Raw genomic sequence first — 22,978 nt, 5'->3', positions numbered from 1 at the left:
GCTAATCTCGGCCCTTTCTATTCTTAGAATTTACAATAAAACGCGATAAGCTCACTAAATCAGATGAGGCCCCATTAAGGCCTACCACAACTTTTGTTTCAGGTGCTTCAGGAACGTGAACAGGTACCCCTAATTCAGTACCAATCCGGTCCGCTAAACCAGATAGTCTTGCTGTACCGCCAGTAAGCCATATGCCATGTTGCATAATATCAGCCACGATTTCTGGTGCAGTAGCACGAATCATTTGCTTAACCTCATCCAAGAGACCAATCAAACATTCATTTATAACTTGGTACACTTCAGACTGGTGAATCACACAACGTCTACCTAAGCCGTTCATCATATCGCGCCCTTGAAAGGCATACTCTGCATCCTCTAAAGGAGCGACAGCTGTTCCTAATGTATGCTTAATATCTATTATAGTTTCATCAGATACAATAATGCCAAAACACTCACGCACATAGCGCAATAAGGCATTATTAATATCAGAACCACCAAAACGAATTGTTTTGCTATCCACGATACCACCTAAAGAAACAATCCCCATATCAATAGTGCCACCGCCGATATCAATGACCATAGATCCTTGCGCTTCAAAGATAGGCACACCACAACCAATAGCAGCCGCCACAGGTCGTTCGATAAGAAATACCTCTCTAGCACCAGCTTGAATAACAGCATCCATCATGGCTCGTTGCTCAACATCGGTCATCCCACAAGGAACCCCTACGACAACGCGAGCTCGACGCAATGCATTAGAAACCTTATTAAGAAAGTAGCTAAGCATAGTATGCATAACGCGATAGTCAACTATAAATCCATCCTTTAAAGGCGTTAACGGACGCCACATATCGGGCATGCGCAATACGAGGCGCGCCGCTTCATCACCAACGGCTACTACTTTTTCTTGTTTTGTATCAGTTGCTATAATCGATGGTTCGCTTATAACAGTCCCTCGCGTCCCCCCCATGAGGCGCGTTTGTATGGAACCAATATCTATACTTACATCTTTTCCTAGAGTAGGTAAAATGGAACTCATAGTAATTTCTCCTTCATTACATCATCATTCCATTTTACCATATATAACGCGACTTTTTCCATTGATATCAGTACCTTTCATTTTGTTAAAAGCACTGATAATGCATAATTCCTGTACTCATAAGTCATACATAAAAATTACATAACTTCATACATAAAATCTCATATACAATAAGGAAAAGCACTCATTTATAGGAACTTACCCATGCATCAAAATTAGGTATAGTTCAAAATGAGTGCTTTTAATAATCTTATTTGGCTTTGTTCAGTTTATTTAGGCTCAGCTCAATTTACCAATTTCGCTGAGGCTCGTAAATTCATTATCCCCTATAACGATATGATCGAGTACAGGAATCCCCATAAATTGACCAGCACTAACAAACATTTTCGTTAGCCGTATATCTTCATCACTTGGTCTACTATCGCCTGACGGGTGGTTATGGATTAGAATAATAGCCGCCGCATTACATGCTATAGCTTTTTTAAATACTGCTCTTTGCTCTACAAGACTTGATACTAATCCACCATTAGAGATATGTTCCAACTGAATAAGCTTATTTCGAGATGTTAGCATGGCAGCCCACACATGTTCCACATCTTCGTGACGCAGTCGCTCCATCACATATTGAGCTATTACAAAAGGTTGCGAAAAATCTTCATAAGTCTCTTTAATCTTTAACTCCCCTAATCGCCTACCCATTTCAAGTGCTGCACATAGCGTCACTGCTTTATCTCTACCAATACCCTTGATTTTGATCAGATTATCTACGGTCATTCGGTTAAGACCATAAACACCATCATCAAAGGATTGTACAATATCACTTGCCAAAGAAATCGCAGATTGCCCCTTTACCCCTGTACGTAATAAAATAGCCAACAACTCCTCCATCGCCATATGTGATGGACCTAAGGCGAGAAATTTTTCTCGAGGTCGCTGGAATGGTAACATATCTTTTACACTTACTGTTGGTACTTCCATAGAATCTCTCCATTCAAATAGATAACACCATTTGTAAATCAAACAATAAACACATCTACTCTCTTAAAAATTATTCAGCACAGCACAGCACAGCACAGCACAGCACAGCACAGCACAGCACAGCACAGCACAGCACAGCACAGCACAGCACAGCCAATTATATCACTATCTGTCTAATACGCTAGTACTATTTTGCCCCTAACGCCTTGCACAGTTCCTCGTATACATGTTCAACTGGTAACCCTACCACATTAGTATAAGAGCCCTCTATTTTATCTACCCATAATGCACCTTTTCCTTGGATGCCATAAGCTCCAGCCTTATCCATCGGTTCCCCACTAGCAATATAAGACTCAATTTCAAAGGGTGCTAATTGTTTAAAATATACTTTTGTTTCATTGTGAAAAACTATCTCCTCCCCTTTGATGAGTAACGCGACTCCAGTGATTACAGAATGTGCTCTACCCGATAAATGCTCCAACATATGGCGTGCATCGGATTCATCATGTGGCTTTCCTAATACTTTATTATCAAGGACAACAATAGTATCTGCGCCTAACACAATACTTCCGTCTGGAACACCTACAGCACAACGAGCCTTACCTAATGCTTGGGCTTTCACCATTTCAATAGGATTGTCGTAACCCTCATTAGATTCCTCATAAGTACTGGATACAACAGTATGATCAATCCCAACCTGTGTTAATAATTCAGTTCTACGTGGTGATTGACTCGCCAAATATAATCCAGCCATATACGCTCCTTCGTATTAAAAAACTTGTACATAAAATTCTTGGTATAACTAAACTATCCTGCCTATCCCCCAGAACTTACCATCCCTTACATAGTTGTTCCTTTATCTTCTTTTGAAGAAATTAATCTTTCATAATATTCTTGTACATCTTCCCCATGTTTTACCGCATCAGCTCGCACCGCTGCATAAAATACAATATCCGCTTGAGGCACACGAATACGGCCAGGCACATGCTCTTCTAATATTTCAAAGAATCTATCGTCGGCTTTCAACAGCAAACGACCATTTTTAACTTTATTTCCATCTACAATAGAATACACAAGAGACCAAATCGGGCGCGGGTCAGAGGTAGAACATTTTCTATATTTATAGCGGTATTTAATATTTGTCAACAACTCACGTTCAAACTTGAACACCCCATCAATCATGTTATAATCTACTTCAAAATGACGATTTCTAAAGATAGAGTTCTCTTCAATCACAAGCTTTGTATCTGTCAAAATATATGTATATCTACTAACAGCCTGTTTAACCATAACAATGATGGCCATGATTTCAATAAAATACTCAGCTAATAAAACCGTATGTAATTGAATACTGCGATACGTTGTATAAGCTGCTGCACACAACAATAAAATCACAAAAAATACTACCAATAACTCTGCACTTCTGGTGCGCTGAGATTTTTCTTCATATAATACTGTCATGCTTTACCCCTTTTAAAGAAATCACTAATTAATAACTATACATCCTATTATAAGATATTCTATGCATAAAAACTACAAAAACCCCGTCTATATCCAAGATATAGACGGGGTTTTATGACTCTATTAGTCACTCAGTTCAGATGCGAACTATATTATTTTTTCAACGCTGCTGTAATACGTTGAGTATCACGAGCAATCATGATTTCTTCGTTTGTAGGAATTACGAAGATTTTAACCTTAGAGCCTTCAACACTAATTTCTTGTTCTTTACCACGAACATTATTGCGTTCAGAATCAATACGAGTACCTAAATATTCCAAACCGTTACAGATTGCATCACGGTTACCAATACCGTTTTCACCAATACCAGCAGTAAAGATGATAGCATCTACACCGCCCATAACAGCAGCAAAGGCACCTATTACACGGCGAACTTTGTAATGGAACATATTCAATGCCAATTGTGCGCGTTTATTGCCATTAGCAGCAGCTTCTTCAATCACACGGAAGTCATTGGATACACCAGAAATCCCTAAAACACCGGATTCTTTATTCATAACTCTATCAATTTCTTCATAGGTCATACCTGTTTTTTCCATCAAGAATGGAACGATAGCAGGGTCAATATCACCTGTACGAGTACCCATAATCAAGCCGGACAATGGAGTGAAGCCCATTGTAGTATCGATGGAGCGACCACCTTTAATAGCAGCCACAGAGGAACCATTACCCAAGTGGCATGTGATAATACGAAGATCAGTCATATGTTTACCCATTAATTCTGCACAACGTTGCGCTACATATTTATGGGATGTACCATGGAAGCCGTAACGACGAATACCATAATCTTCATAATAAGAGTAAGGAAGCGCATACATATATGCTTCTTTTGGCATAGTTTGATGGAATGCAGTATCAAATACAGCAACCTGAGGTACATTCGGCATAATAGCTTCACAAGCTTCAATACCTTGAATGTTTGGTGGGTTATGCAATGGTGCAAGAGAAGCACATTCTTCCAATGCTTCCATAACTGCTGGAGTAATCAATACAGAATCAGCAAATTTTTCACCGCCGTGTACTACACGGTGACCTACAGCATCGATTTCATCCATAGAAGAAATAACACCAAATTCAGCATCAACTAAAATATCTAGCAAAATGCGAAGCGCTTCTTTATGGTTCAAAATTGGTTCAACCCGTTCTAATTTATCTGCATTAGGACGTTTGTGAGTGAAGATAGCATCTTGATCACCAATCTTTTCAAAAAGGCCTTTTGCCAATTCTGTTTCAGTTGTCATATCAAGTAATTGATATTTCAAAGAAGAACTACCGCAGTTAACTACTAATACGTTCATCGATTAACCCTCTTTCTGTTGTGTAACTTGAATCTTGTTTTGAATTTCTTTGCTGATATCAGCACCTACCTGATCCTTTTCAGGATATTGGTAGATTATATTCCACAATACGCCATGATCTAAGAATACGTATTGAGAAATTCTAAATATTTGTCCTTGCGATGTAACAGTAACATCAAGCTTTTTAGCAGATGCACCTTCTAATGCTACGGACTCTTCTTTGATGGTCGCGCCTACTTTAGCAAATTCAGACTTACTGTGATTAATATACTCATCTACCGTAGGTAACGGTTTATTTTCACCAGGCCGTAAAGCCTCAACCTCAATTACCATATGTTCTGTAACAGATCCATAAATATCGATTGGATACCCCTTATCAGACATATTTTTTGTACTTTTACCCATTTCATAAGGCAAAGCAATGGTAATTTCAGATTGACCAGCACGGATAACTTGATGGCCAAAACTATATGTATCCATTACATTTGTAGAGCCACATCCCGCCATTGCTAGCAGCACAGCACCGAGCAGAGCCCCTTGTAATGTACGTTTCCAATTTTGTTTCATCATATACCTCACATCAATTCAGCATTTACAGTTAATTATAGCCTATAGTGTCAAGAAAATCTATACTAAACTTAATATTTGCACATAACATCATTTCTATAACCAGACCTTTTATATGGATATCATGAAATGTTATTTACAGCATTTCTTCGCTTTGTTACACTAACAATAATGAAAGGAGTCACTATGAAAACAATCGGTATCATCTGTGAATATAATCCATTTCACAATGGACATGCGCATCAATTACATACCTTAGCACAAGAGCATCCTGAAGCGCTGCGCATTTGTATCATGAGTGGTTCCTTTGTACAACGAGGAGAACCTGCTATTTTTTCTAAATTTGACCGTGCTCGTTGGGCTATTCTCGGTGGTGCAGACATCGTTATCGAGCTACCTACACTCTATTCTTTGGGTAGTGCACAACTGTTTGGAACAGGTGCTATTCGCATGGTAAAAGCTTTACATATCGATGCACTCTCCTTTGGTTCTGAAACGGCTGATCTAGATACACTCGTTGATATAACTAAACGTATGGATTGTGAAAGTACTCAAACAGTATTACGGACCTATATTAACGAAGGTATGTCCTATGGCTCTGCCTTCCGTAAAGCCCTTAATACAGAGATGCTCAACACCCCTAATGCACTGTTAGGACTTGAATATATTCGGGCAGGACTTACCTATTATCCTTCCTTAAAATATATACCAATCTTACGCACATCAGATCATCACGACGCGAATATTACAAAAGATTTTCCTTCTGGTACAGCATTGCGTAAACTTATAACAAATATGGCTACAGGTAGTAACAATTGTAATAAAAATAGTATCTACACTTCTACAGATATAGATACAACGACAAGTACAAATTCAACTGCAACTGCAACTACATTAACAAAATTAAATGCACTAAATAGTAAAATAAAATTACAACTTCAGTCAATCGTTCCTAAAACTATTGCAGACGATATGACTAATATAATTTCTAATGGTGCTTATGTAAACTATAACCGCTACTATGATATGGTCCATACCTTAAGTCGTCGTACTTCAACTAAGGAGCTAGAAAGCTTTGGAGAGTTCAGTGAAGGCATTGAACACTTATGGTCCAAAGCGGCCCAACAACCTACGTGGGACCTGGTTATGAAGCAAATAAAATCAAAGCGCTATACCTATGCCCGTTTACAACGAATGGGAGCCTATCTCACCTTAGGAATACAAAAAGATTTACTACAAAGTGCTATACAGGAATCGCCACAATATGCTCGTTTACTGGCCTTCAACGATAGAGGTCGTCAATGGCTTCGAAATGATTTTGAAATACCACTTATTCAAAAATGGGCCAAAGCACCTAATGAATTAAATACGTTGGGACAAACGATGCATCAAATTGATACATTAGCTACAGATATACAAGCCTTATGCTTACATAATGAAGTTAAACGAATGGGTCATATGGACTACACCTATACGCCACAATACATAAAATAAGCAGAACTACAATCTGGTAGAAACATTCTGCACATAAATATAAGAGTCAAATAATTTAATTTTATTAAGTTAATCATCTTATTATATAGTAATACTCAAAAAGAAGAAGGGGTTACAATACAGATTATTCCTGTATTGTAACCCCTTCTTCACCATCCAGATCAGCGACGGCAACGCGTACACTTTCAAGATGTGATGTAGGAATATTTTTACCTACATAGTCCGCTCGTATAGGCAATTCACGATGACCACGATCGACGAGGACGGCCAATTGAATAGATCTTGGTCTGCCAGCCGTCATTAATGCATTTAAAGCAGCACGAATAGTACGGCCCGTATACAAAACATCATCTACAAGGATAATTGTCTTTTCCGTTGTATCAATCGTACACGGTTCCCCCTCTTTAGGACGAGCATCACGATCATCACGATACACTGCAACATTCAAAGACTCACAATCAATATGAATACCTTCTATACGCTCAATTTCCGCTTGTAAACGTTTTGCCAAAATGACACCACGCCGTTCAATACCTACAATTAACGCATTAGATAAACCTTTATTGCGTTCTAAAATTTCATGACTAATACGACGAATCGCACGCATTATAGCGTCTTGATCCATTAATAAGCGTTTCTTTTCCATATATACGCCCTTACAGCATAGGATTGTTCTATGCCCCTATATCCAAATAAGTAGTAAAAATAAGTACTTAAACAATCAATGTAAACATTTAGACTATTTTCGTTTATCTTCACGGTAGGTCTTAGCAAATTCTAAGCACGCCTCAAAATCAGCTGGTACCGGTGCTTCAAAGTGCATTTCTTCACCTGTAATAGGGTGTTTAACATCTAACGATTTAGAATGTAATGCTTGCCCTTCTATAGGAAAATCCATACGTCTATATCCATAAAACGGGTCATTAACAACAGGATGTCCAATATGAGCAAAGTGAACACGAATTTGATGGGTTCGACCTGTTTCTAAATTACACTCTACCAAGGTTTGATGACCATAACGCTCCAATACTTTAAAATGTGTTACTGCATCTTTACTGTTTTCAAAGACAACAGCCATTTTCATACGGTCTTTTGGATGGCGCCCAATAGGCGCCTTAATAGTCCCCTTTTCTTCTACAATATTACCCTGTACTAGCGCCCAGTACGTACGTCTTGCAGAATGTGTCTTTACTTGTTCTGCTAGACCAATGTGCGCTGCATCATTTTTTGCAACCATCATAACACCAGACGTATCTTTATCTAAGCGATGCACAATACCCGGTCTAATTTCACCATTAATACCTGATAGGTCCTTACAATGGAATAATAGAGCATTTACAAGTGTACCAGAATAATTTCCTACTGCAGGATGCACCACCATGCCACGAGGTTTATTAACAATAACAATATCGTGATCTTCATATAAATAATCTAAAGGAATATCCTCGGGTTTAACCTCAATCGATTCAGGCTCTGGGATCTCTACACGAATTATAGTATCAGGTGTAAGCCGAAGATTAGCTTTCCCTACTTTACCACCTACTGTAACATGACCACCTTTAATTAAACTTTGAATATAGCTACGAGATCCTTCCATCTGTTCAGTTAAAAATACATCTAGTCTCATGCCTTCTTGCTCAGCACTTACAATATATTCATTCATCCTCTATTCCTCTTTGAGTCAAGTATAAGATATATATTTATTGACGAATCAAGTCAATGATTTATAAAGAGCCCTAATAATGAAAGCTATTCATGGTCCTCTTTCAATGAAAACAAATAAAATACAACAAAAGCTACACCTATACAAATACCAATATCTGCCACATTAAAAATAGGCCATACACGAAAATCAAAAAAGTCCACTACCCCATGAATCATGTATCGGTCAATGCCATTACCAATTGCACCTGCGACTAATAAGGCGGATCCGATTTGCAAAGTCCAATGGCCCTTAGCTAATCGCTTCCAATAAAAAGCACAAACAGCTAATAGAACAAAAGCTACTAGTAAGAAAAACCATCGTTGATTCGCTAACATGCCAAAGGCTGCACCGCGATTAATAATATAGGTAAGATGAAATACATTAGGAATAACAGGTAAAGATTCACCTAACAAAAAATGATTCATTACATAATATTTAGTTAATTGGTCCAATAATAACCAAATGATAAGTACTGTATAAAACAAGATTAACTCCCTTACTATAATATAAGTCTTAATAGTCCTATTATACTAAGTTACGCAAATTTAGGCAAAATAAAAAGCCCCTCAATGAGGGGCGTGTTTTATTTGTGATTACTCAGCGGAAATTACAGAAACTGGGCAAACGGATTCGCAAGAACCGCAATCGATGCAAGCATCGCCAATTTCGTATTTAGTTTCGCCTTCAGTAATGCAGGAAACTGGGCAAACAGATGCGCAAGAACCACATTTAATGCAACCATCAGCAATAACTCTCATAATTAGGACCTCCATCAAAATATAGATCAAAACTTTTTATTATCATTTAGAAAGGCACTTGCCTCAACTTATGTTCTCATTATCACACAGTTCAAATTGAAAGTCAAACGAAAATGATAAAAAATTATATAATATTTTGCATAATAATTGTTCCTTTTTATCATAAAAAGCCTATATTTATATGTATTTTGATATTTCTTTTCATTTATGTAATTGAGTTTAATAATCAATAATTGAGAATGCACTAATTATCATTTCAATTAAAATACGTACTATTATACTAGGAATTCAATTATCAATATTTATTATCATAAAAACTATTTTTTTATTACAACAGATTTAACGCTTATCTATATTTTAATCTAACATATAAACTTCACTCTAAAAAAGGCCGAATCATACGATTCGACCTCATTTATATTTATAAAGTAAAGTAATATCTTTACTATTATTCACTATATAACAATAATACTATTTTTTTCTTATAGCACTTAGAAAGATGTTAAGAATGTTAGTGTACCTAAAATAACGCCTGCAAGGTTTGGTACGATTAAAATATAATCACGTTTAGGTGATTTTGTCCAACCATATAATACCCAGATCAAACAGGATACTGCTGCAAATAATGGTTGCCATGGTTGACTAGGTTGACCATGAAGATTAGCAATTATTTGTGGGATATAGGCTAAAAATACAAATACACCAATAAATGCACCAATAGAACCAACTAACATGTTAAATCTTTCTTTTGTCATAGATGACCTCCTTATTCAACATTACATTATTATATCTTACACAATATACTATATCATATTTTTTTCGATGTAGTCAATTGTGTAAAATTAATCATGCAAATTAGTTTAATTCATATTGCTTTTGATTACACTTATATGTAATCTATATTAAAATCATATAGACTAAAATCATAAAAAACGAGGCCGAATCTTACGATTCGACCTCGTGTGTGCTTGTATAGTAGAGTAACCTATTCCCTATTATTTACCAGGGAAGAATGGCCATACCATTGGAATGATAATTAAGCTTACTACGAAGCAAACTAAAATCAATGGAACGCCAGCTTTTACATAGTCAGTAAATTTGTATTGACCAGGACCAAGTACTAATGTATTTGGAGGTGTACCTACAGGTGTACCGAATGCGCAGGATGCGGCAACGCCGATAGCCATCAATACAGCATGAGGATCAGCCCCCATACCTTGAGCAATGGAGATACCGATAGGAGCCAATAATGCACAAGATGCAGTATTAGACATAAATTGCGTCATAACACAAGACAAAATAAACAATACGCCTGTTGCAAAGTAAGGACTAGGATCGGAACCCATAACACCAATTACTGCATCAGCAATCATTTTACCTGCACCAGATTGATCAAGTGCGGTTGCCACTGGCATCATACCAGCAAACAAGAAAATTGTTACCCAATCAATAGATGTGTAAGCTTGTTTTTCATTCAAACAACCAGTTAATACGCAAAGCATTGCACCAATAACAGCAACCATGCTCAACGGTAAGTTAATACCAAAGTGTTCTTTCAATGGTTCGCCTAAAATCATGGCAAGGATTACACCTAAAAGAATAAGACCAGAGAACAATTGTTTCTTAGGATCGTTAGAAATATCTTCAGCAGCTACTTCTTGTTCTACATCACCGGCATCAGTAATTTCATGTTTAGGTAATAAATGTTTACCAATGAGCATCATGAATACGATAGTAGCGATAGTCAAAGGAATGCCAATCCAAGCAAACTCAAAGAAACCAAATGGTTCAATGCCAAATTTAGTCAATGTACCACTTACAATGATATTAGGTGGTGTACCTACCATTGTAATGATACCACCGATACCTGCAGCGAATGCTAAAGGCATCAATTGACGAGATGCAGGTATCTTAGCAACAGCACAGATACCAACAACTACAGGAAGTAAAGCAGCTGTTGTACCAGTGTTAGATAAAAATGCGGACATGGTAGCTGTTACAAGCATAATCGCAAGCATCAAGCCATTTTCGCTAGTCCCTGCATGAGATACTACGGTTTCCCCAATTTTTTGAGCCAAACCAGTATAGAATAATGCAGCACCAACAACGAACATGCCTGCAAACAACACAACTGTACTATCAGATAAACCAGAGAATACAACCTTAGGAGTAATAATACCCATAAGGCCTAATGTAATTGCGCCGCCTAAAGAAGTAATAGCTAGAGGAATAATTTCCGTAACGAATAAAACAGCCATAACTGCAAGGACGATTAAGGTTTGTTCTGCAGTACCCATACATCATCATCTCCCTTCAGAGAAATGCACTGACATAATTATAAGAGATATAAAATATAACCTACGATACCAATGGCAGAGGCCATTATAAAAGTAATCCCATATCCCTCTCTTGTTTTAGGATACCCAAATAATAAAGTTTCACCAAGAAAACCTCGGCGGTTAAACCAAGAATATTTAGTTCTCTGCTGAAACCATTTAGCTTTACCTTCAGCACCGATAATCAGCGCAGTAATAAAAAAAACAATAAATGCCCAAACAAAACAAATCAGTATTTTTAATTCAATTGATAACAAGTGACCACCTCTACTATATTTAAAGCACTAGAAGGTTATTCTGTGAAATCTTGCTAATCACCTAATGACCGATCTGAAAAGCATTTATTGCAAATATTCCCTTTTATGTATGATTACATAATGACCAAGGGCTTTTTGATTCACCAATAGGTGTACCAATTTAGGTACACCTGGGTGAATAATTATTAAATTATTAGTGGTTAGACAACATAGCAAGCATTGTACCTGCAGCTACTGCTGTACCAATAACGCCAGCTACGTTAGGACCCATAGCATGCATGAGCAAGAAGTTAGCTGGGTTAGCTTTCGCACCTACTACTTGAGATACGCGAGCCGCCATTGGAACCGCGGATACACCGGCAGAACCAATAAGTGGATTTGTTTTACCACCATCTACTAAGCTCATCAATTTACCAAATAATACGCCACCAGCAGTACCACCGATAAATGCAACTAAGCCTAAGCAGATAATAAGAATTGTTTGTACGCTTAAGAAATGTTCCGCACTCATTGTTAAACCAGTACCAGTTGCCAAGAAGATTGTAACAGTATTGATTAACGCATTTTGAGAAGTATCGGACAAACGTTCAGTTACGCCAGATTCACGGAACAAGTTACCTAACATCAACATACCTAAAAGGGATGTAATGGAAGGAAGCAATAAGGAAATGAAGATCGTTGCAACAATTGGGAACACGATTTTTTCAAAACGTGTAACTTCACGCAATTGCTCCATAACAATTTCGCGTTCTTTTTGCGTAGTGAAGAGTTTCATTACAGGCGGTTGAATCAACGGTACCAAGGACATATAGGAATATGCGGCAACCGCGATAGCACCTAATAAATGAGGAGCTAGTTTAGTAGCTAAGTAAATGGATGTAGGGCCGTCAGCACCACCGATGATACCGATAGCAGCTGCTTCTTGAGCTGTGAAGCCAAGCATCATTGCGCCACCTAAAGCAACGAATACGCCGATTTGAGCGGCAGCGCCTAAAAGCAATGTTTTAGGATTAGCAATGAGTGGACCAAAGTCAGTCATTGCACCTACACCTAGGAAAATTAAAGGTGGGAAGATTTCTTGGGAGATACCTGCGCTAATAAGTGCCATAACGCCTTCTTCGAAACCATTACGAGGAATATTGGCAAGTATACAACCAAACGCAATCGGACCCAACAATAAAGGTTCAAACTCTTTAGCAAATGCCAAATACAATAGGATCAAACCTACAAGAATCATAATAGCATTGCCTGTTGTAAATGCGAGGAACCCGCTATCTGTAATAACGGATTGAATCGCAACAGCAAAAGCCTCCATATGCGTTCCCCTTTCACAAATATAAAATTGTTAGATGACGTGGCGCAGCCACGTCATACAACACTTGGTATTAGCCAAGAACAACCATGTCGTCACCAGTGGATACAGTTTGGTTAGCAGATACGCGAACTTCGGAAACTACAGCATCATGTGGAGCTGCGATTTCATTTTGCATTTTCATAGCTTCAAGGATCAACAAAGTTTCGCCTTTTTTAACTGCTTGACCAGCAGATACTGCTACAGATAAGATTTTACCAGGCATTGGAGCTTTTACAGTTTCAGCACCTGCTGGAACTGGAGCTGCTGCTGCAGCAGGAGCTGGTGCAGGAGCTGCTTTAGGAGCTGGAGCTGCTGCTGGAGCTGCTTTAGGAGCTGCTGCAGGAGCCGCTGCTTTTACTTCATTAACTTCTACATCATATGCTGTACCATTTACTGTAACGTTGAATTTTTTCATCTTAAATTCCTCCAAAATGTGTAGTTCCTACACAAAACTTATAAATATTTTTACACATATAAATTGAGTAATCCCACGGATTATCAAAATAGCCAATTATCTTATCGATTACCACGCAAACGGCCTTCCATTTTCCAATTGTAGCTTACGATTGGACGGATATGCGCGATTTGATCAGCGGAATAACCCATTGCCGCTAATGCACCAACGATTACTGCTACTACATCTTGAGATGGAGCTTTACCGTTAGTTGTTGTAGCATTGCTCATTACAAATGCCTCCTAAAAATATTTTAACCTCTACCGCTTAAGCGACCTTCCAAGCGCCATTTAGCACTGGTTGCTGTAGGTCGAATAGATGCAATTTGTTCAGATGAGTACCCCATCGCCACAATGGCACCTACGATAGCTGCTACTACTTCATCCTCATTTTGAGCAGATGCATTTGCTGGAGCTACAAAAGTAGCTGTTGGAGTAACAACAGGAGCAGTTGCTGCTGGTGCTTCTTTTTTCTTCCTAGTAGGATCGATTAAATGTACGATTTCCATAAGAATACCTAAAGCTATCAATACAGCAAATACAACTGTCATATTAATCGCCATGATTAACCAAGGATTGGTAGTAACTGCTTGTCCTTCCATAATCATTCCCCTTTCTAAAAAAGTAGTAAAGAAAGGTATCTCCCAAATTCGATGATATGTTTACCGAATCGAATTATAATGGAATATTACCATGTTTCTTTGGAGCACGGTTTTCGCGTTTACTTGCAAGCATTGCCAAAGCGTTGATAACTGCTGGACGAGTTTGTTTAGGTTCGATTACAACATCTACGAAGCCACGTTCTGCAGCTTTATAAGGAGTCGCAAACTCTTCTACATATTTAGCTGTTTTAGCATCTTTATCTTCGTCTTTCTTGAAGATAATATTAGCTGCACCAGCAGGACCCATTACAGCGATTTCGGATGTAGGCCAAGCATATACTTGGTCTGCGCCTAAATCTTGGGAACACATAGCGAGGTAGGAACCGCCATATGCTTTACGAGTGATAACAGTAATTTTTGGTACTGTAGCTTCAGAGTAAGCATACAACATCTTAGCACCATGACGAATGATACCGCCCCATTCTTGATTTGTGCCAGGCAAGAAACCAGGAACGTCAACGAAGTTAACGATTGGAATATTGAAAGCATCACAGAAACGGATGAAACGGGAAGATTTGTCAGAAGCGTTAATGTCCAAGCAACCAGCCATTACCTTTGGTTGGTTAGCGATGATACCAACGGATTGACCATCAAAACGAGCGAAACAAGTAATGATATTTGTAGCATAGAATGGTTGTACTTCATAGTATTCGCCATTATCTACAGTAGCTGCGATAACATCTTTCATGTCGTAAGGCATGTTACTGTTATCTGGCAACAAGCTATTCAAGCTTTCATCTTCACGAGTTGGATCGTCACCAGTATCTACCAATGGAGCATCTTCCATATTATTGGATGGCAAGAAGCCTAATAAGTAACGAATTTGAGCGATACAATCATCTTCATTTTCAGCTGCAAAGTGAGCAACGCCAGACACGGAGTTGTGCGCCATTGCACCACCAAGATCTTCAGCTGTTACTTCTTCACCAGTTACAGATTTGATTACTGCAGGACCAGTGATGAACATTTGAGAAGTGTTTTTAACCATGTAGATAAAGTCAGTCAATGCTGGAGAATATACAGCACCGCCTGCACATGGACCCATGATTACGGAAATTTGTGGAATAACACCAGATGCATTTGTATTTTCAAAGAAAATTTTACCGTAACCAGCAAGGGCATCTACTGCTTCTTGAATACGAGCACCGCCAGAATCGTTGATACCAACAATAGGAGCACCCATTTTCATTGCTAAACGTTGTACTTTAACGATTTTAGCAGCATGCATTTCACCAAGAGAGCCACCTTCTACAGTGAAATCTTGTGCAAATGCATATACTAAACGACCATCGATAGTACCATAACCTGTTACTACACCTTCGCCTGGTAATTCTTTCTTTTCTTGACCGAAGTTAACACAACGATGTTTAACGAATTGATCAAGTTCAACGAAGGAATTATCATCGAACAATTTAGCCAAGCGTTCGCGAGCAGTCATTTTACCTTGAGCATGTTGTTTCTCAACGCGTTTTTCACCGCCACCAGCTTTAACTTTAGCTAGTTTTTCGTGCAATAACTCGATTTTTTCCTGCACTGTTGCCATTATAGCACCTCCAAATAAAACTTGTTACAGTATCATTTTATTTCATAAATGAATAAAGTTCAAGAAGCATACATATTTAATATATAACGTAGGATTATATGTATATGTATATCTACAACTCATATATAATGATGTGAATTGGATACTGTATTATTTCATACGTTGACATAATTCAAGCAAAACACCGCCAGTTGCTTTTGGATGTAAGAAAGCAATTGAGGAGCCGCCTGCACCATAACGAGGTTTTTCGTCAATCATACGAACGCCTTTAGCCATCAAATCAGCAATAGCATTTTCAATATTATCAACGCGCAATGCAACGTGTTGGATGCCATCACGACCGCCATTTTTTTCGATAAATTTACCGATAGGGCCATCTGGAGTTGTAGTTTCTAAGAATTCAAGTTCAGCATCACCACAAGGGAAGAAGGATACTTTTACCTTTTGTTCTTCTACGATTTCGTCTTCAGGAAGATGTTCAATGCCTAATGCATTTTTATAGAATTCTTTAGTTGCTGCTAAATCATTAACACCAATACCGATGTGGTCCACTTGTAATACTTTAAAAGCCATTTTGATTATCTCCTTTTATAAGGCTAAATCTCTCATGCTATGTAGTCGCCGTCTACTTTAGCACATTTGACATAACGCCGTTAACAACTGTATATGGATCGCTCATGCGTTCATTTACAGCTGCCACTTGGCTATTAAATTCATCGCTAGTGACTATTTTTTCCGCCACATAACGACCAATTTGCTCATTAATCATTGCGATGATTTCATCACGCGTACGTTCTGCCCGGCGAGCATCCAACTCACCAGAGTCTTCAAGATACTCAAAATGTTCATCCAAGGCTTCGATGAGTTCATCTACACCTTGATCTTTGCTGGCAACAGTACGCTTAATCGGAGGTCTCCATTTGACTTCGCGAGAATCGAGATCAAGCATCATCTCGATTTCAACATTCAAACGATCGCAACCGTCCCGATCCGCTTTGTTGATAGCAAATACATCGCCAATTTCAAGAATACCCGCCTTGATAGCTTGGATATCATCACCGAGACCAGGAACTAGTACAACCAATGTAGTATCAGCATTTTTTACAATATCTACTTCAGATTGACCTACGCCTACAGTTTCAATAATTACTAAATCCATGCCAAAGGCATCCATGAGTTTTACAACGTCTGCAGTCTTTTTAGATAATCCACCAAGACTACCACGCGTGCCCATGCTTCGAATGAATACATTTTCATTTAATGTTAAATCATTCATTCGAATACGGTCCCCCAAGATAGCACCTCCAGAGAATGGGCTAGTTGGGTCGATGGCAACGATGCCGATTTTTTTACCTTGATCTAAATAATGTTTAACTACCTTATCGGTCAAAGTACTTTTACCAGCACCAGGGGCCCCTGTAATACCGAGAATACGTGCGTTCCCCGTTTTAGGGTAAATTGCCTTCATAATATCGATGGCATTATCATACTCGTTTTCTACAGCTGTTATGGACCGTGCTAAGGCTAGTCTAGAACCTTCAAAAAGGCCTTTAACTAAATCCATTCGCCTCACCACCTATCTTCGAATATGGGAATAGAGGGGAGCCAACTATTCGAGTTGCACCCCTCTTTGCCCAAGCAATTATTTTACGTTTTCTTTAATAAAGTTAACGATATCGCTAGTTGGTGTGCCAGGTGTGAATACTGCCGCTACGCCAGCTTTTTTCAAGCCAGGGATATCAGCGTCAGGAATAACGCCACCACCGATTACAAGAACATCCCCCATGCCTTTTTCTTTCAAAAGTTCAACAATTTTAGGGAACAATGTATTGTGAGCACCGGAAAGAAGAGATAATGCAACTACATTAACGTCTTCAGAAAGCGCTGCTTCAACGATTTGTTCTGGTGTTTGACGAAGACCAGTGTAGATTACTTCGAAACCAGCATCGCGAAGTGCGCGTGCTACTACTTTTGCACCACGGTCATGACCATCAAGACCTGGTTTTGCTACAATTACTCTAATACGTTTTTCTGCCATGATATATTACCTCCGAAATCAGCCGATATTATAATGTGGAATGAGCTTCGTATTCACCGAATACTTCGCGCAATACATTACAAATTTCACCCAAAGTAGCATATGTTTTAACTGCTGCAAGAATTAATGGCATCAAGTTAACAGATTCGTCAGCTGCACCAGCTTTCAAATCAGCTAAGGCTTTATCAACTGCGGCTTGATCGCGGTTAGCACGAACTGCTTGAGTTTTCTTAGATTGGTTAACACCTACGGAAGCGTCTACGCGAAGCAAGTCTTTTGGAGCTTCTTCTTCAACTTGGAATTTGTTTACGCCAACGATTGTGCGCAAGCCAGATTCAACTTCCATTTGCCATTTGTAAGCGGATTCTTGAATTTCTTTTTGGATGTAGCCTTTTTCGATTGCTACTACAGCGCCGCCCATTTCATCAATTTTCTTGATGTATGCCATAGCTTCGTCATAGATAGCGTTAGTCATAGCTTCAACATAGTAGGAGCCGCCCAATGGGTCAACTACGTCAGCCAAACCAGATTCGTAAGCCACGATTTGTTGAGTACGAAGGGCTACTTGTACAGATGCTTCTGTAGGAAGAGCCAAAGCTTCGTCACGGGAGTTTGTATGTAAGGATTGAGTACCGCCCATTACAGCAGCTGCAGTTTGAAGAGCAACACGAACGATGTTGTTATCAACTTGTTGTGCAGTCAACATGGAACCAGCTGTTTGAGTATGTACACGAAGCATCATGGATTTTGGTTTTTTAGCACCAAAACGTTCTTTCATGATTGTTGCCCACAAGCGACGAGATGCGCGGAATTTAGCAACTTCTTCAAGTACGTTATTATGAGCATTCCAGAAGAAGGAAAGACGACCAGCGAATGTATCAACATCAAGACCAGCTTTCAAAGCTGCTTCTACGTATGCGATACCATTAGCAATTGTAAATGCGATTTCTTGCACTGCCGTGGAACCTGCTTCACGGATGTGGTAACCGGAGATGGAAATAGTATTCCATTTAGGAACGTATTGAGAACAATATTCGAAGATATTAGTGATCAAACGCATGGATGGTTTTGGAGGGAAAATGTAAGTACCACGAGCTGCATATTCTTTCAAAATATCATTTTGAATTGTACCTTTCAATTCAGTGGAAGGTACGCCTTGTTTTTCAGCTACTGCAATATACATTGCCAACAAAACAGACGCCGGAGCGTTAATTGTCATGGATGTGGATACTTTACCAAGGTCGATGCCCTCGAACAAGATTTCCATATCTGCCAAGGAGTCAATAGCAACGCCTACTTTACCAACTTCGCCTTCAGCCATAACATCATCAGAGTCATAACCGATTTGTGTAGGCAAGTCAAATGCACAGGAAAGACCTGTTGCACCAGATTCGATTAGGTAGCGGTAACGTTTGTTAGATTCTTCAGCTGTAGCGAAGCCTGCATACATACGCATTGTCCAGAAACGGCCACGGTACATAGTAGGTTGTACGCCACGAGTATAAGGGAATTCGCCAGGCATTCCCAAATCGCGTTCATAATCAAAGCCTTCAATATCAACTGGTGTATACACACGGTTGTATTTTAAGTTTTGACGTTCTGGAGTTTTTGCGCATTTTTCGTCACAAAGTTTGTTGTACTCAGCAATTTGGGCTTTTAAGTTTTCGTAAGCCATGTTTTCATCATCCTCCTAAAAAAACAGGTTATTTTTTCATGCTTCCAGTTTCTGTGAAGCGTTTATGCCAAGAAAGAGCTTCATCAAGCAACATTGGTGTATGGGCATCCTTTGTTGCAGCTAATGCTTTTTCTAGGTATTCAGTTAACATAGGTTTGTAGTCTGGGTGAGCACATTTTTCAATAATCAAACGAGCTCTTTCCACTGGGCTCAAACCACGACAGTCAGCAACACCTTGTTCTGTACAGAAAATCATAGTGTCATGTTCTGGATGATCCACATGGGATACATATGGAACGATAGAACTGATGTCGCCATTTTTAGCAACGGAGTTGGTACAGAAGATAGTGAGATATGCACTACGTGCAAAGTCACCAGAACCACCAACACCATTCATCATTTTGCTACCCATAATATGAGTAGAGTTTACATTGCCAAAAATATCAAATTCGATAGCAGTATTCATGGCAATGACACCAATACGACGAGCAATACCAGGGTTATTGGAAATTTCTTGCGGACGAAGAATAATTTTTTTACGATATTCATCAATATTCGCATAGAAACGTTTCAATCCATCTGGAGAAGGACTCAATGCAGTACCGGAACATACAGTTACTTTACCAGCATCGATCAAGTCAAACATACCGTCTTGAATTACTTCTGTATAAATAGATAAATCTGTGAAAGGCCCTTGAGCCAAGCCACTGATTACCGCATTTGCTACAGAACCTACGCCGGATTGCAACGGAAGCAAGTTTTTAGGCAAACGACCTTCTGCAATTTCTTGTTCAAAGAATTTGATAAGATGTTGACTCATTGCCTTTGCATCATCATCAATAGCAGCTAAAGGTCTTGTTGTATCAGGTACATCACTTGGAACCACAGCAATAATTTTGCTAGGATCACAAGGTATTGCTTCTGTACCGATGCGATCGCCGGCCTGTTCCAACGGAATTGGTTTACGATGTGGCGGATCCAACGGTTCATAGATATCATGCATACCAACTAAGGATAATGGTTGAGATACATTTACCTCTACGATAACCTTTTTAGCTTGACTAACAAATGTTGGAGAATTGCCAACAGAGGTAGTCGGTACTAAAGAACCATCTTCGTTGATTTGACATACTTCAATAATTGCTACATCTAAATCTCCGAAAAATCCATAACGAATATTTTGTGCCATTGTGCTTAAATGCATATCGATGTATTTAACATCTCCACCATTTAAAGCCTTTCTCATATCTTTATTGGTTTGATATGGAAAACGGCGATTAATACCATTAGCACGAGTTAACGCACCATCAGCTTCATCACCTACAGAAGCACCTGTCCACAAATCGATTTTGAATGGTTCTTTTTCCATTCTTTCTGCCAATGCCAATGGCACAACTTTTGCATAACCCGATGGTGTAAAGCCGGAAATACCAACTTTATCATTAGGGTTAATCAACTGAGCTGCATCATAAGCAGTGACAATTTTACCTTGCAGGTCCACATTTTTTACGCGGTCTTTGATGTCTATCACCATAACCATCTCCTTTAAGAGTAACATTGTTAAACGACAATTGAATCTCTTTGGTCTAATACGTTCCTTAAACCGACTTCATCGTAGTCCACATCCAATGTATTGTCAACTTATATGACTAAAATGTATTTTTTATCACACTTCGACTGTGCATTATGACTAAAACGCATAGGTTTTTACATTTTCACATAAGTTTTATTCACACCGATATAACTCACAGGAATTATCATTTTAATAGTATATATTGTTGTTTTTTATGCATATCGAACTATCTCAATACAACATATAGAGCCTTATCAATATAAAAAAAATAATATATACAAAACTGACTGCTACACCTCCTATAAAAATATAGATATACAAAAAACCGGTTTTCAAATGCAAGCAATAATGTTCAATTATCCTAACATTAGAAAACCGGTTAAATATACTTAAGCTTACCCTGCTAAGGTATATATAAATTATACCATACTATGAAATTATATCTCTACCATAAAACTTACTGATTATACAAAATGTACCTTTTACATATGTTTCTTTGTGGAAAGTTGTACTTTCACAAAGGCCCCAACCCAACCAAGGAGTTGCCAAAAAACAATAGTAACTTGATGGCTATAGAGCTCAAAATCAGACAATCCACTAAAAAGGACTCCGATAGCTAAAGCACCTATACCTATCTGTGCAGCTTGTCGGAACATATCCCCTTTCAAACGAACAGATGTAATAACATGACCGACGATAACTGCTAGGAATGATAGCAAGCCAGGAATACCTGTTTCAGCCAATATATTTAAATATAAATTATGGGCATGATACATCAACACATTAGGACCTTGAATGTAATAGTTATACTCTGGATAAACTAAGTAGAATGTATTCCACCCTATACCAAAGATTGGATTTTCTCGTACGATATACATTGTGCTGTCCCATAGAGCCCAGCGAAGATCTGATGACGTATCATGACCTTGGAATATAGACCAAAGTCGCGAAGCAACTTCCCCTTCATAGAAGTATAGAATTAGCGGTACCACTAACAAAGATAAGAATAGTCTTCGTTCTACGAAAATAGCCCAATACAGAATCATGGCCGCAAAACTAATCCAAATACCACGCGAATAGGTTAATAACATCGTTAAAAATAATACAATACCAATAATCAGCATTGTAACAACTTCACGAGTACGATTCTCTTTCATATAAACAAGAATATAGCTAATACATACACTTAATACCATCAATAGATAAGCCCCTAACAAGTTAGGATTTTGCAATGTAGACGCCATTCGACGCATCAATTTAGGAAATTGTGCTGCATCAACCCATTCTTTTATATGTATATTAGGAACAAATATATACTGATAGGCCCCGATTATGCATACAAGAAGGGCTGTACCTAAAAAGGCACGAAGAAAATAGTTCCACTGTTTAGGTGTTCGAATATAGGTACGAACTAAATAGTACATGCCCCCACCCGCCACAATTTGGTAGAACCAACTCTGAATAGACCAATCCCAGTTTGGTGACATTAACGACGATATACCTGTCCAGATAACAAAGATCATAACAGTCCAAGATAGATAACCGGTCGGCAGACTCAATGATTTACTAGAAATTAAATCATATAATGCTAGACCTATGGCCAACCAGAGAAGTACATCTCCCACCATTGGCTGAAGTGGCATCGCAATGACAACACCATAGATTAATCGTTCAATATAAAAAGTAATTCGTTTCTGATTAGGAATGAGTGAGAGCTCCATAATCTC

At 38.6% G+C, this 22,978-nt stretch carries 25 protein-coding genes; 1 reads left to right on the top strand and 24 read right to left on the bottom strand.

Features of this window, described 5'->3' with window-relative positions:
- Position 1: 1 nt before the first annotated feature.
- The 6 genes from mreB to FNLLGLLA_RS03445 form a co-directional block, all read right to left on the bottom strand.
- Entirely contained in the window at positions 2–1,039 is a 1,038-nt protein-coding gene (gene mreB / locus FNLLGLLA_RS03470) for a rod shape-determining protein (RefSeq protein WP_008601416.1), read from the bottom strand.
- A gap of 279 nt (positions 1,040–1,318) precedes the next feature.
- Entirely contained in the window at positions 1,319–2,017 is a 699-nt protein-coding gene (gene radC / locus FNLLGLLA_RS03465) for a RadC family protein (protein WP_008714282.1), read from the bottom strand.
- Between the two features lie 187 nt (positions 2,018–2,204).
- Complete coding sequence (locus FNLLGLLA_RS03460; RefSeq protein WP_004698546.1) at positions 2,205–2,771, bottom strand: Maf family protein; 567 nt, start codon at positions 2,769–2,771, stop codon at positions 2,205–2,207.
- Positions 2,772–2,857: 86 nt separating this feature from the next.
- Positions 2,858–3,478 carry a hypothetical protein gene (locus FNLLGLLA_RS03455; protein WP_155086080.1) on the bottom strand — a complete coding sequence of 207 codons (621 nt, stop codon included), beginning with the start codon at positions 3,476–3,478 and terminating at the stop codon, positions 2,858–2,860.
- A 152-nt stretch (positions 3,479–3,630) separates the two neighbouring features.
- A complete protein-coding gene (locus FNLLGLLA_RS03450; protein WP_021148357.1) occupies positions 3,631–4,836 on the bottom strand; it encodes an acetate/propionate family kinase in 1,206 nt (401 codons plus the stop codon).
- Positions 4,837–4,839: 3 nt separating this feature from the next.
- The gene (locus FNLLGLLA_RS03445; RefSeq protein WP_156697637.1) at positions 4,840–5,403 is read right to left on the bottom strand and encodes a hypothetical protein; all 564 of its coding nucleotides are present in this window, start codon (positions 5,401–5,403) and stop codon (positions 4,840–4,842) included.
- A gap of 186 nt (positions 5,404–5,589) precedes the next feature.
- On the opposite strand from FNLLGLLA_RS03445, the gene FNLLGLLA_RS03440 reads away from it, so the two are divergent.
- Positions 5,590–6,897 carry a tRNA(Met) cytidine acetate ligase gene (locus FNLLGLLA_RS03440; protein ID WP_101928848.1) on the top strand — a complete coding sequence of 436 codons (1,308 nt, stop codon included), beginning with the start codon at positions 5,590–5,592 and terminating at the stop codon, positions 6,895–6,897.
- A 124-nt stretch (positions 6,898–7,021) separates the two neighbouring features.
- Here the strand turns inward: FNLLGLLA_RS03440 and pyrR are convergent, their stop codons facing one another.
- The 18 genes from pyrR to FNLLGLLA_RS03350 form a co-directional block, all read right to left on the bottom strand.
- A complete protein-coding gene (gene pyrR / locus FNLLGLLA_RS03435; RefSeq protein ID WP_004696466.1) occupies positions 7,022–7,543 on the bottom strand; it encodes a bifunctional pyr operon transcriptional regulator/uracil phosphoribosyltransferase PyrR in 522 nt (173 codons plus the stop codon).
- Between the two features lie 93 nt (positions 7,544–7,636).
- Positions 7,637–8,560, bottom strand: coding sequence for an RluA family pseudouridine synthase (locus tag FNLLGLLA_RS03430; protein WP_101928846.1), 924 nt, complete (start codon positions 8,558–8,560; stop codon positions 7,637–7,639).
- An 86-nt stretch (positions 8,561–8,646) separates the two neighbouring features.
- Positions 8,647–9,087, bottom strand: a complete 441-nt coding sequence (gene lspA, locus FNLLGLLA_RS03425) for a signal peptidase II (RefSeq protein WP_004696470.1) — start codon at positions 9,085–9,087, stop codon at positions 8,647–8,649.
- A gap of 108 nt (positions 9,088–9,195) precedes the next feature.
- Complete coding sequence (locus FNLLGLLA_RS03420; RefSeq protein ID WP_004696472.1) at positions 9,196–9,360, bottom strand: DUF362 domain-containing protein; 165 nt, start codon at positions 9,358–9,360, stop codon at positions 9,196–9,198.
- A 491-nt stretch (positions 9,361–9,851) separates the two neighbouring features.
- Positions 9,852–10,115: a SemiSWEET family transporter gene (locus FNLLGLLA_RS03415; RefSeq protein ID WP_004696474.1), complete on the bottom strand. Its 264-nt coding sequence runs from the start codon at positions 10,113–10,115 to the stop codon at positions 9,852–9,854.
- A gap of 240 nt (positions 10,116–10,355) precedes the next feature.
- Positions 10,356–11,657, bottom strand: a complete 1,302-nt coding sequence (locus tag FNLLGLLA_RS03410; protein ID WP_004696476.1) for an SLC13 family permease — start codon at positions 11,655–11,657, stop codon at positions 10,356–10,358.
- 38 nt (positions 11,658–11,695) lie between these two features.
- Positions 11,696–11,953, bottom strand: coding sequence for a hypothetical protein (locus FNLLGLLA_RS03405; protein ID WP_004696478.1), 258 nt, complete (start codon positions 11,951–11,953; stop codon positions 11,696–11,698).
- Positions 11,954–12,146: 193 nt separating this feature from the next.
- Positions 12,147–13,268, bottom strand: coding sequence for a methylmalonyl-CoA decarboxylase subunit beta (mmdB, locus tag FNLLGLLA_RS03400; protein ID WP_008601435.1), 1,122 nt, complete (start codon positions 13,266–13,268; stop codon positions 12,147–12,149).
- Positions 13,269–13,338: 70 nt separating this feature from the next.
- Positions 13,339–13,722, bottom strand: coding sequence for a methylmalonyl-CoA decarboxylase subunit gamma (gene mmdC / locus FNLLGLLA_RS03395; protein WP_008601436.1), 384 nt, complete (start codon positions 13,720–13,722; stop codon positions 13,339–13,341).
- Between the two features lie 101 nt (positions 13,723–13,823).
- Complete coding sequence (mmdE, locus tag FNLLGLLA_RS03390; protein WP_004696483.1) at positions 13,824–13,991, bottom strand: methylmalonyl-CoA decarboxylase subunit epsilon; 168 nt, start codon at positions 13,989–13,991, stop codon at positions 13,824–13,826.
- A 23-nt stretch (positions 13,992–14,014) separates the two neighbouring features.
- Entirely contained in the window at positions 14,015–14,362 is a 348-nt protein-coding gene (mmdD, locus tag FNLLGLLA_RS03385) for a methylmalonyl-CoA decarboxylase subunit delta (RefSeq protein WP_024061998.1), read from the bottom strand.
- Between the two features lie 73 nt (positions 14,363–14,435).
- Positions 14,436–15,965, bottom strand: a complete 1,530-nt coding sequence (mmdA, locus tag FNLLGLLA_RS03380) for a methylmalonyl-CoA decarboxylase subunit alpha (RefSeq protein WP_004696486.1) — start codon at positions 15,963–15,965, stop codon at positions 14,436–14,438.
- A gap of 150 nt (positions 15,966–16,115) precedes the next feature.
- On the bottom strand, positions 16,116–16,538 hold the full coding sequence (mce, locus tag FNLLGLLA_RS03375; protein WP_004696488.1) for a methylmalonyl-CoA epimerase: 423 nt from the start codon (positions 16,536–16,538) through the stop codon (positions 16,116–16,118).
- A 52-nt stretch (positions 16,539–16,590) separates the two neighbouring features.
- The gene (gene meaB, locus FNLLGLLA_RS03370; RefSeq protein ID WP_024061999.1) at positions 16,591–17,529 is read right to left on the bottom strand and encodes a methylmalonyl Co-A mutase-associated GTPase MeaB; all 939 of its coding nucleotides are present in this window, start codon (positions 17,527–17,529) and stop codon (positions 16,591–16,593) included.
- A gap of 78 nt (positions 17,530–17,607) precedes the next feature.
- On the bottom strand, positions 17,608–18,003 hold the full coding sequence (locus FNLLGLLA_RS03365) for a cobalamin B12-binding domain-containing protein (RefSeq protein WP_004696492.1): 396 nt from the start codon (positions 18,001–18,003) through the stop codon (positions 17,608–17,610).
- Positions 18,004–18,031: 28 nt separating this feature from the next.
- Positions 18,032–19,678, bottom strand: coding sequence for an acyl-CoA mutase large subunit family protein (locus FNLLGLLA_RS03360; protein ID WP_024062000.1), 1,647 nt, complete (start codon positions 19,676–19,678; stop codon positions 18,032–18,034).
- 28 nt (positions 19,679–19,706) lie between these two features.
- A complete protein-coding gene (locus FNLLGLLA_RS03355) occupies positions 19,707–21,212 on the bottom strand; it encodes an acetyl-CoA hydrolase/transferase family protein (protein ID WP_101928845.1) in 1,506 nt (501 codons plus the stop codon).
- 521 nt (positions 21,213–21,733) lie between these two features.
- On the bottom strand, positions 21,734–22,972 hold the full coding sequence (locus FNLLGLLA_RS03350; RefSeq protein ID WP_101928844.1) for an O-antigen ligase family protein: 1,239 nt from the start codon (positions 22,970–22,972) through the stop codon (positions 21,734–21,736).
- Positions 22,973–22,978: the final 6 nt, after the last annotated feature.

This window comes from Veillonella parvula, assembly GCF_902810435.1.
In the GTDB taxonomy this organism is placed as follows: Bacteria; Bacillota; Negativicutes; order Veillonellales; family Veillonellaceae; genus Veillonella.
This window is presented reverse-complemented; position numbering and strand designations above follow the sequence as displayed.

Bases quoted from the DNA above. Each gene is read 5' to 3' on its own strand.
- mmdD (WP_024061998.1), bottom strand. From the start codon at position 14,362: ATGGAAGGACAAGCAGTTACTACCAATCCTTGGTTAATCATGGCGATT.
- mce (WP_004696488.1), bottom strand. From the start codon at position 16,538: ATGGCTTTTAAAGTATTACAAGTGGACCACATCGGTATTGGTGTTAAT.
- mmdC (WP_008601436.1), bottom strand. From the start codon at position 13,722: ATGAAAAAATTCAACGTTACAGTAAATGGTACAGCATATGATGTAGAA.
- FNLLGLLA_RS03440 (WP_101928848.1), top strand. From the start codon at position 5,590: ATGAAAACAATCGGTATCATCTGTGAATATAATCCATTTCACAATGGA.
- meaB (WP_024061999.1), bottom strand. From the start codon at position 17,529: ATGGATTTAGTTAAAGGCCTTTTTGAAGGTTCTAGACTAGCCTTAGCA.
- mmdE (WP_004696483.1), bottom strand. From the start codon at position 13,991: ATGAGCAATGCTACAACAACTAACGGTAAAGCTCCATCTCAAGATGTA.
- mmdA (WP_004696486.1), bottom strand. From the start codon at position 15,965: ATGGCAACAGTGCAGGAAAAAATCGAGTTATTGCACGAAAAACTAGCT.
- FNLLGLLA_RS03430 (WP_101928846.1), bottom strand. From the start codon at position 8,560: ATGAATGAATATATTGTAAGTGCTGAGCAAGAAGGCATGAGACTAGAT.
- FNLLGLLA_RS03445 (WP_156697637.1), bottom strand. From the start codon at position 5,403: ATGAAACAAAATTGGAAACGTACATTACAAGGGGCTCTGCTCGGTGCT.
- FNLLGLLA_RS03355 (WP_101928845.1), bottom strand. From the start codon at position 21,212: ATGGTGATAGACATCAAAGACCGCGTAAAAAATGTGGACCTGCAAGGT.
- FNLLGLLA_RS03350 (WP_101928844.1), bottom strand. From the start codon at position 22,972: ATGGAGCTCTCACTCATTCCTAATCAGAAACGAATTACTTTTTATATT.
- mreB (WP_008601416.1), bottom strand. From the start codon at position 1,039: ATGAGTTCCATTTTACCTACTCTAGGAAAAGATGTAAGTATAGATATT.
- FNLLGLLA_RS03420 (WP_004696472.1), bottom strand. From the start codon at position 9,360: ATGAGAGTTATTGCTGATGGTTGCATTAAATGTGGTTCTTGCGCATCT.
- FNLLGLLA_RS03365 (WP_004696492.1), bottom strand. From the start codon at position 18,003: ATGGCAGAAAAACGTATTAGAGTAATTGTAGCAAAACCAGGTCTTGAT.
- FNLLGLLA_RS03415 (WP_004696474.1), bottom strand. From the start codon at position 10,115: ATGACAAAAGAAAGATTTAACATGTTAGTTGGTTCTATTGGTGCATTT.
- FNLLGLLA_RS03360 (WP_024062000.1), bottom strand. From the start codon at position 19,678: ATGGCTTACGAAAACTTAAAAGCCCAAATTGCTGAGTACAACAAACTT.
- FNLLGLLA_RS03460 (WP_004698546.1), bottom strand. From the start codon at position 2,771: ATGGCTGGATTATATTTGGCGAGTCAATCACCACGTAGAACTGAATTA.
- FNLLGLLA_RS03455 (WP_155086080.1), bottom strand. From the start codon at position 3,478: ATGACAGTATTATATGAAGAAAAATCTCAGCGCACCAGAAGTGCAGAG.
- radC (WP_008714282.1), bottom strand. From the start codon at position 2,017: ATGGAAGTACCAACAGTAAGTGTAAAAGATATGTTACCATTCCAGCGA.
- FNLLGLLA_RS03450 (WP_021148357.1), bottom strand. From the start codon at position 4,836: ATGAACGTATTAGTAGTTAACTGCGGTAGTTCTTCTTTGAAATATCAA.
- mmdB (WP_008601435.1), bottom strand. From the start codon at position 13,268: ATGGAGGCTTTTGCTGTTGCGATTCAATCCGTTATTACAGATAGCGGG.
- pyrR (WP_004696466.1), bottom strand. From the start codon at position 7,543: ATGGAAAAGAAACGCTTATTAATGGATCAAGACGCTATAATGCGTGCG.
- FNLLGLLA_RS03410 (WP_004696476.1), bottom strand. From the start codon at position 11,657: ATGGGTACTGCAGAACAAACCTTAATCGTCCTTGCAGTTATGGCTGTT.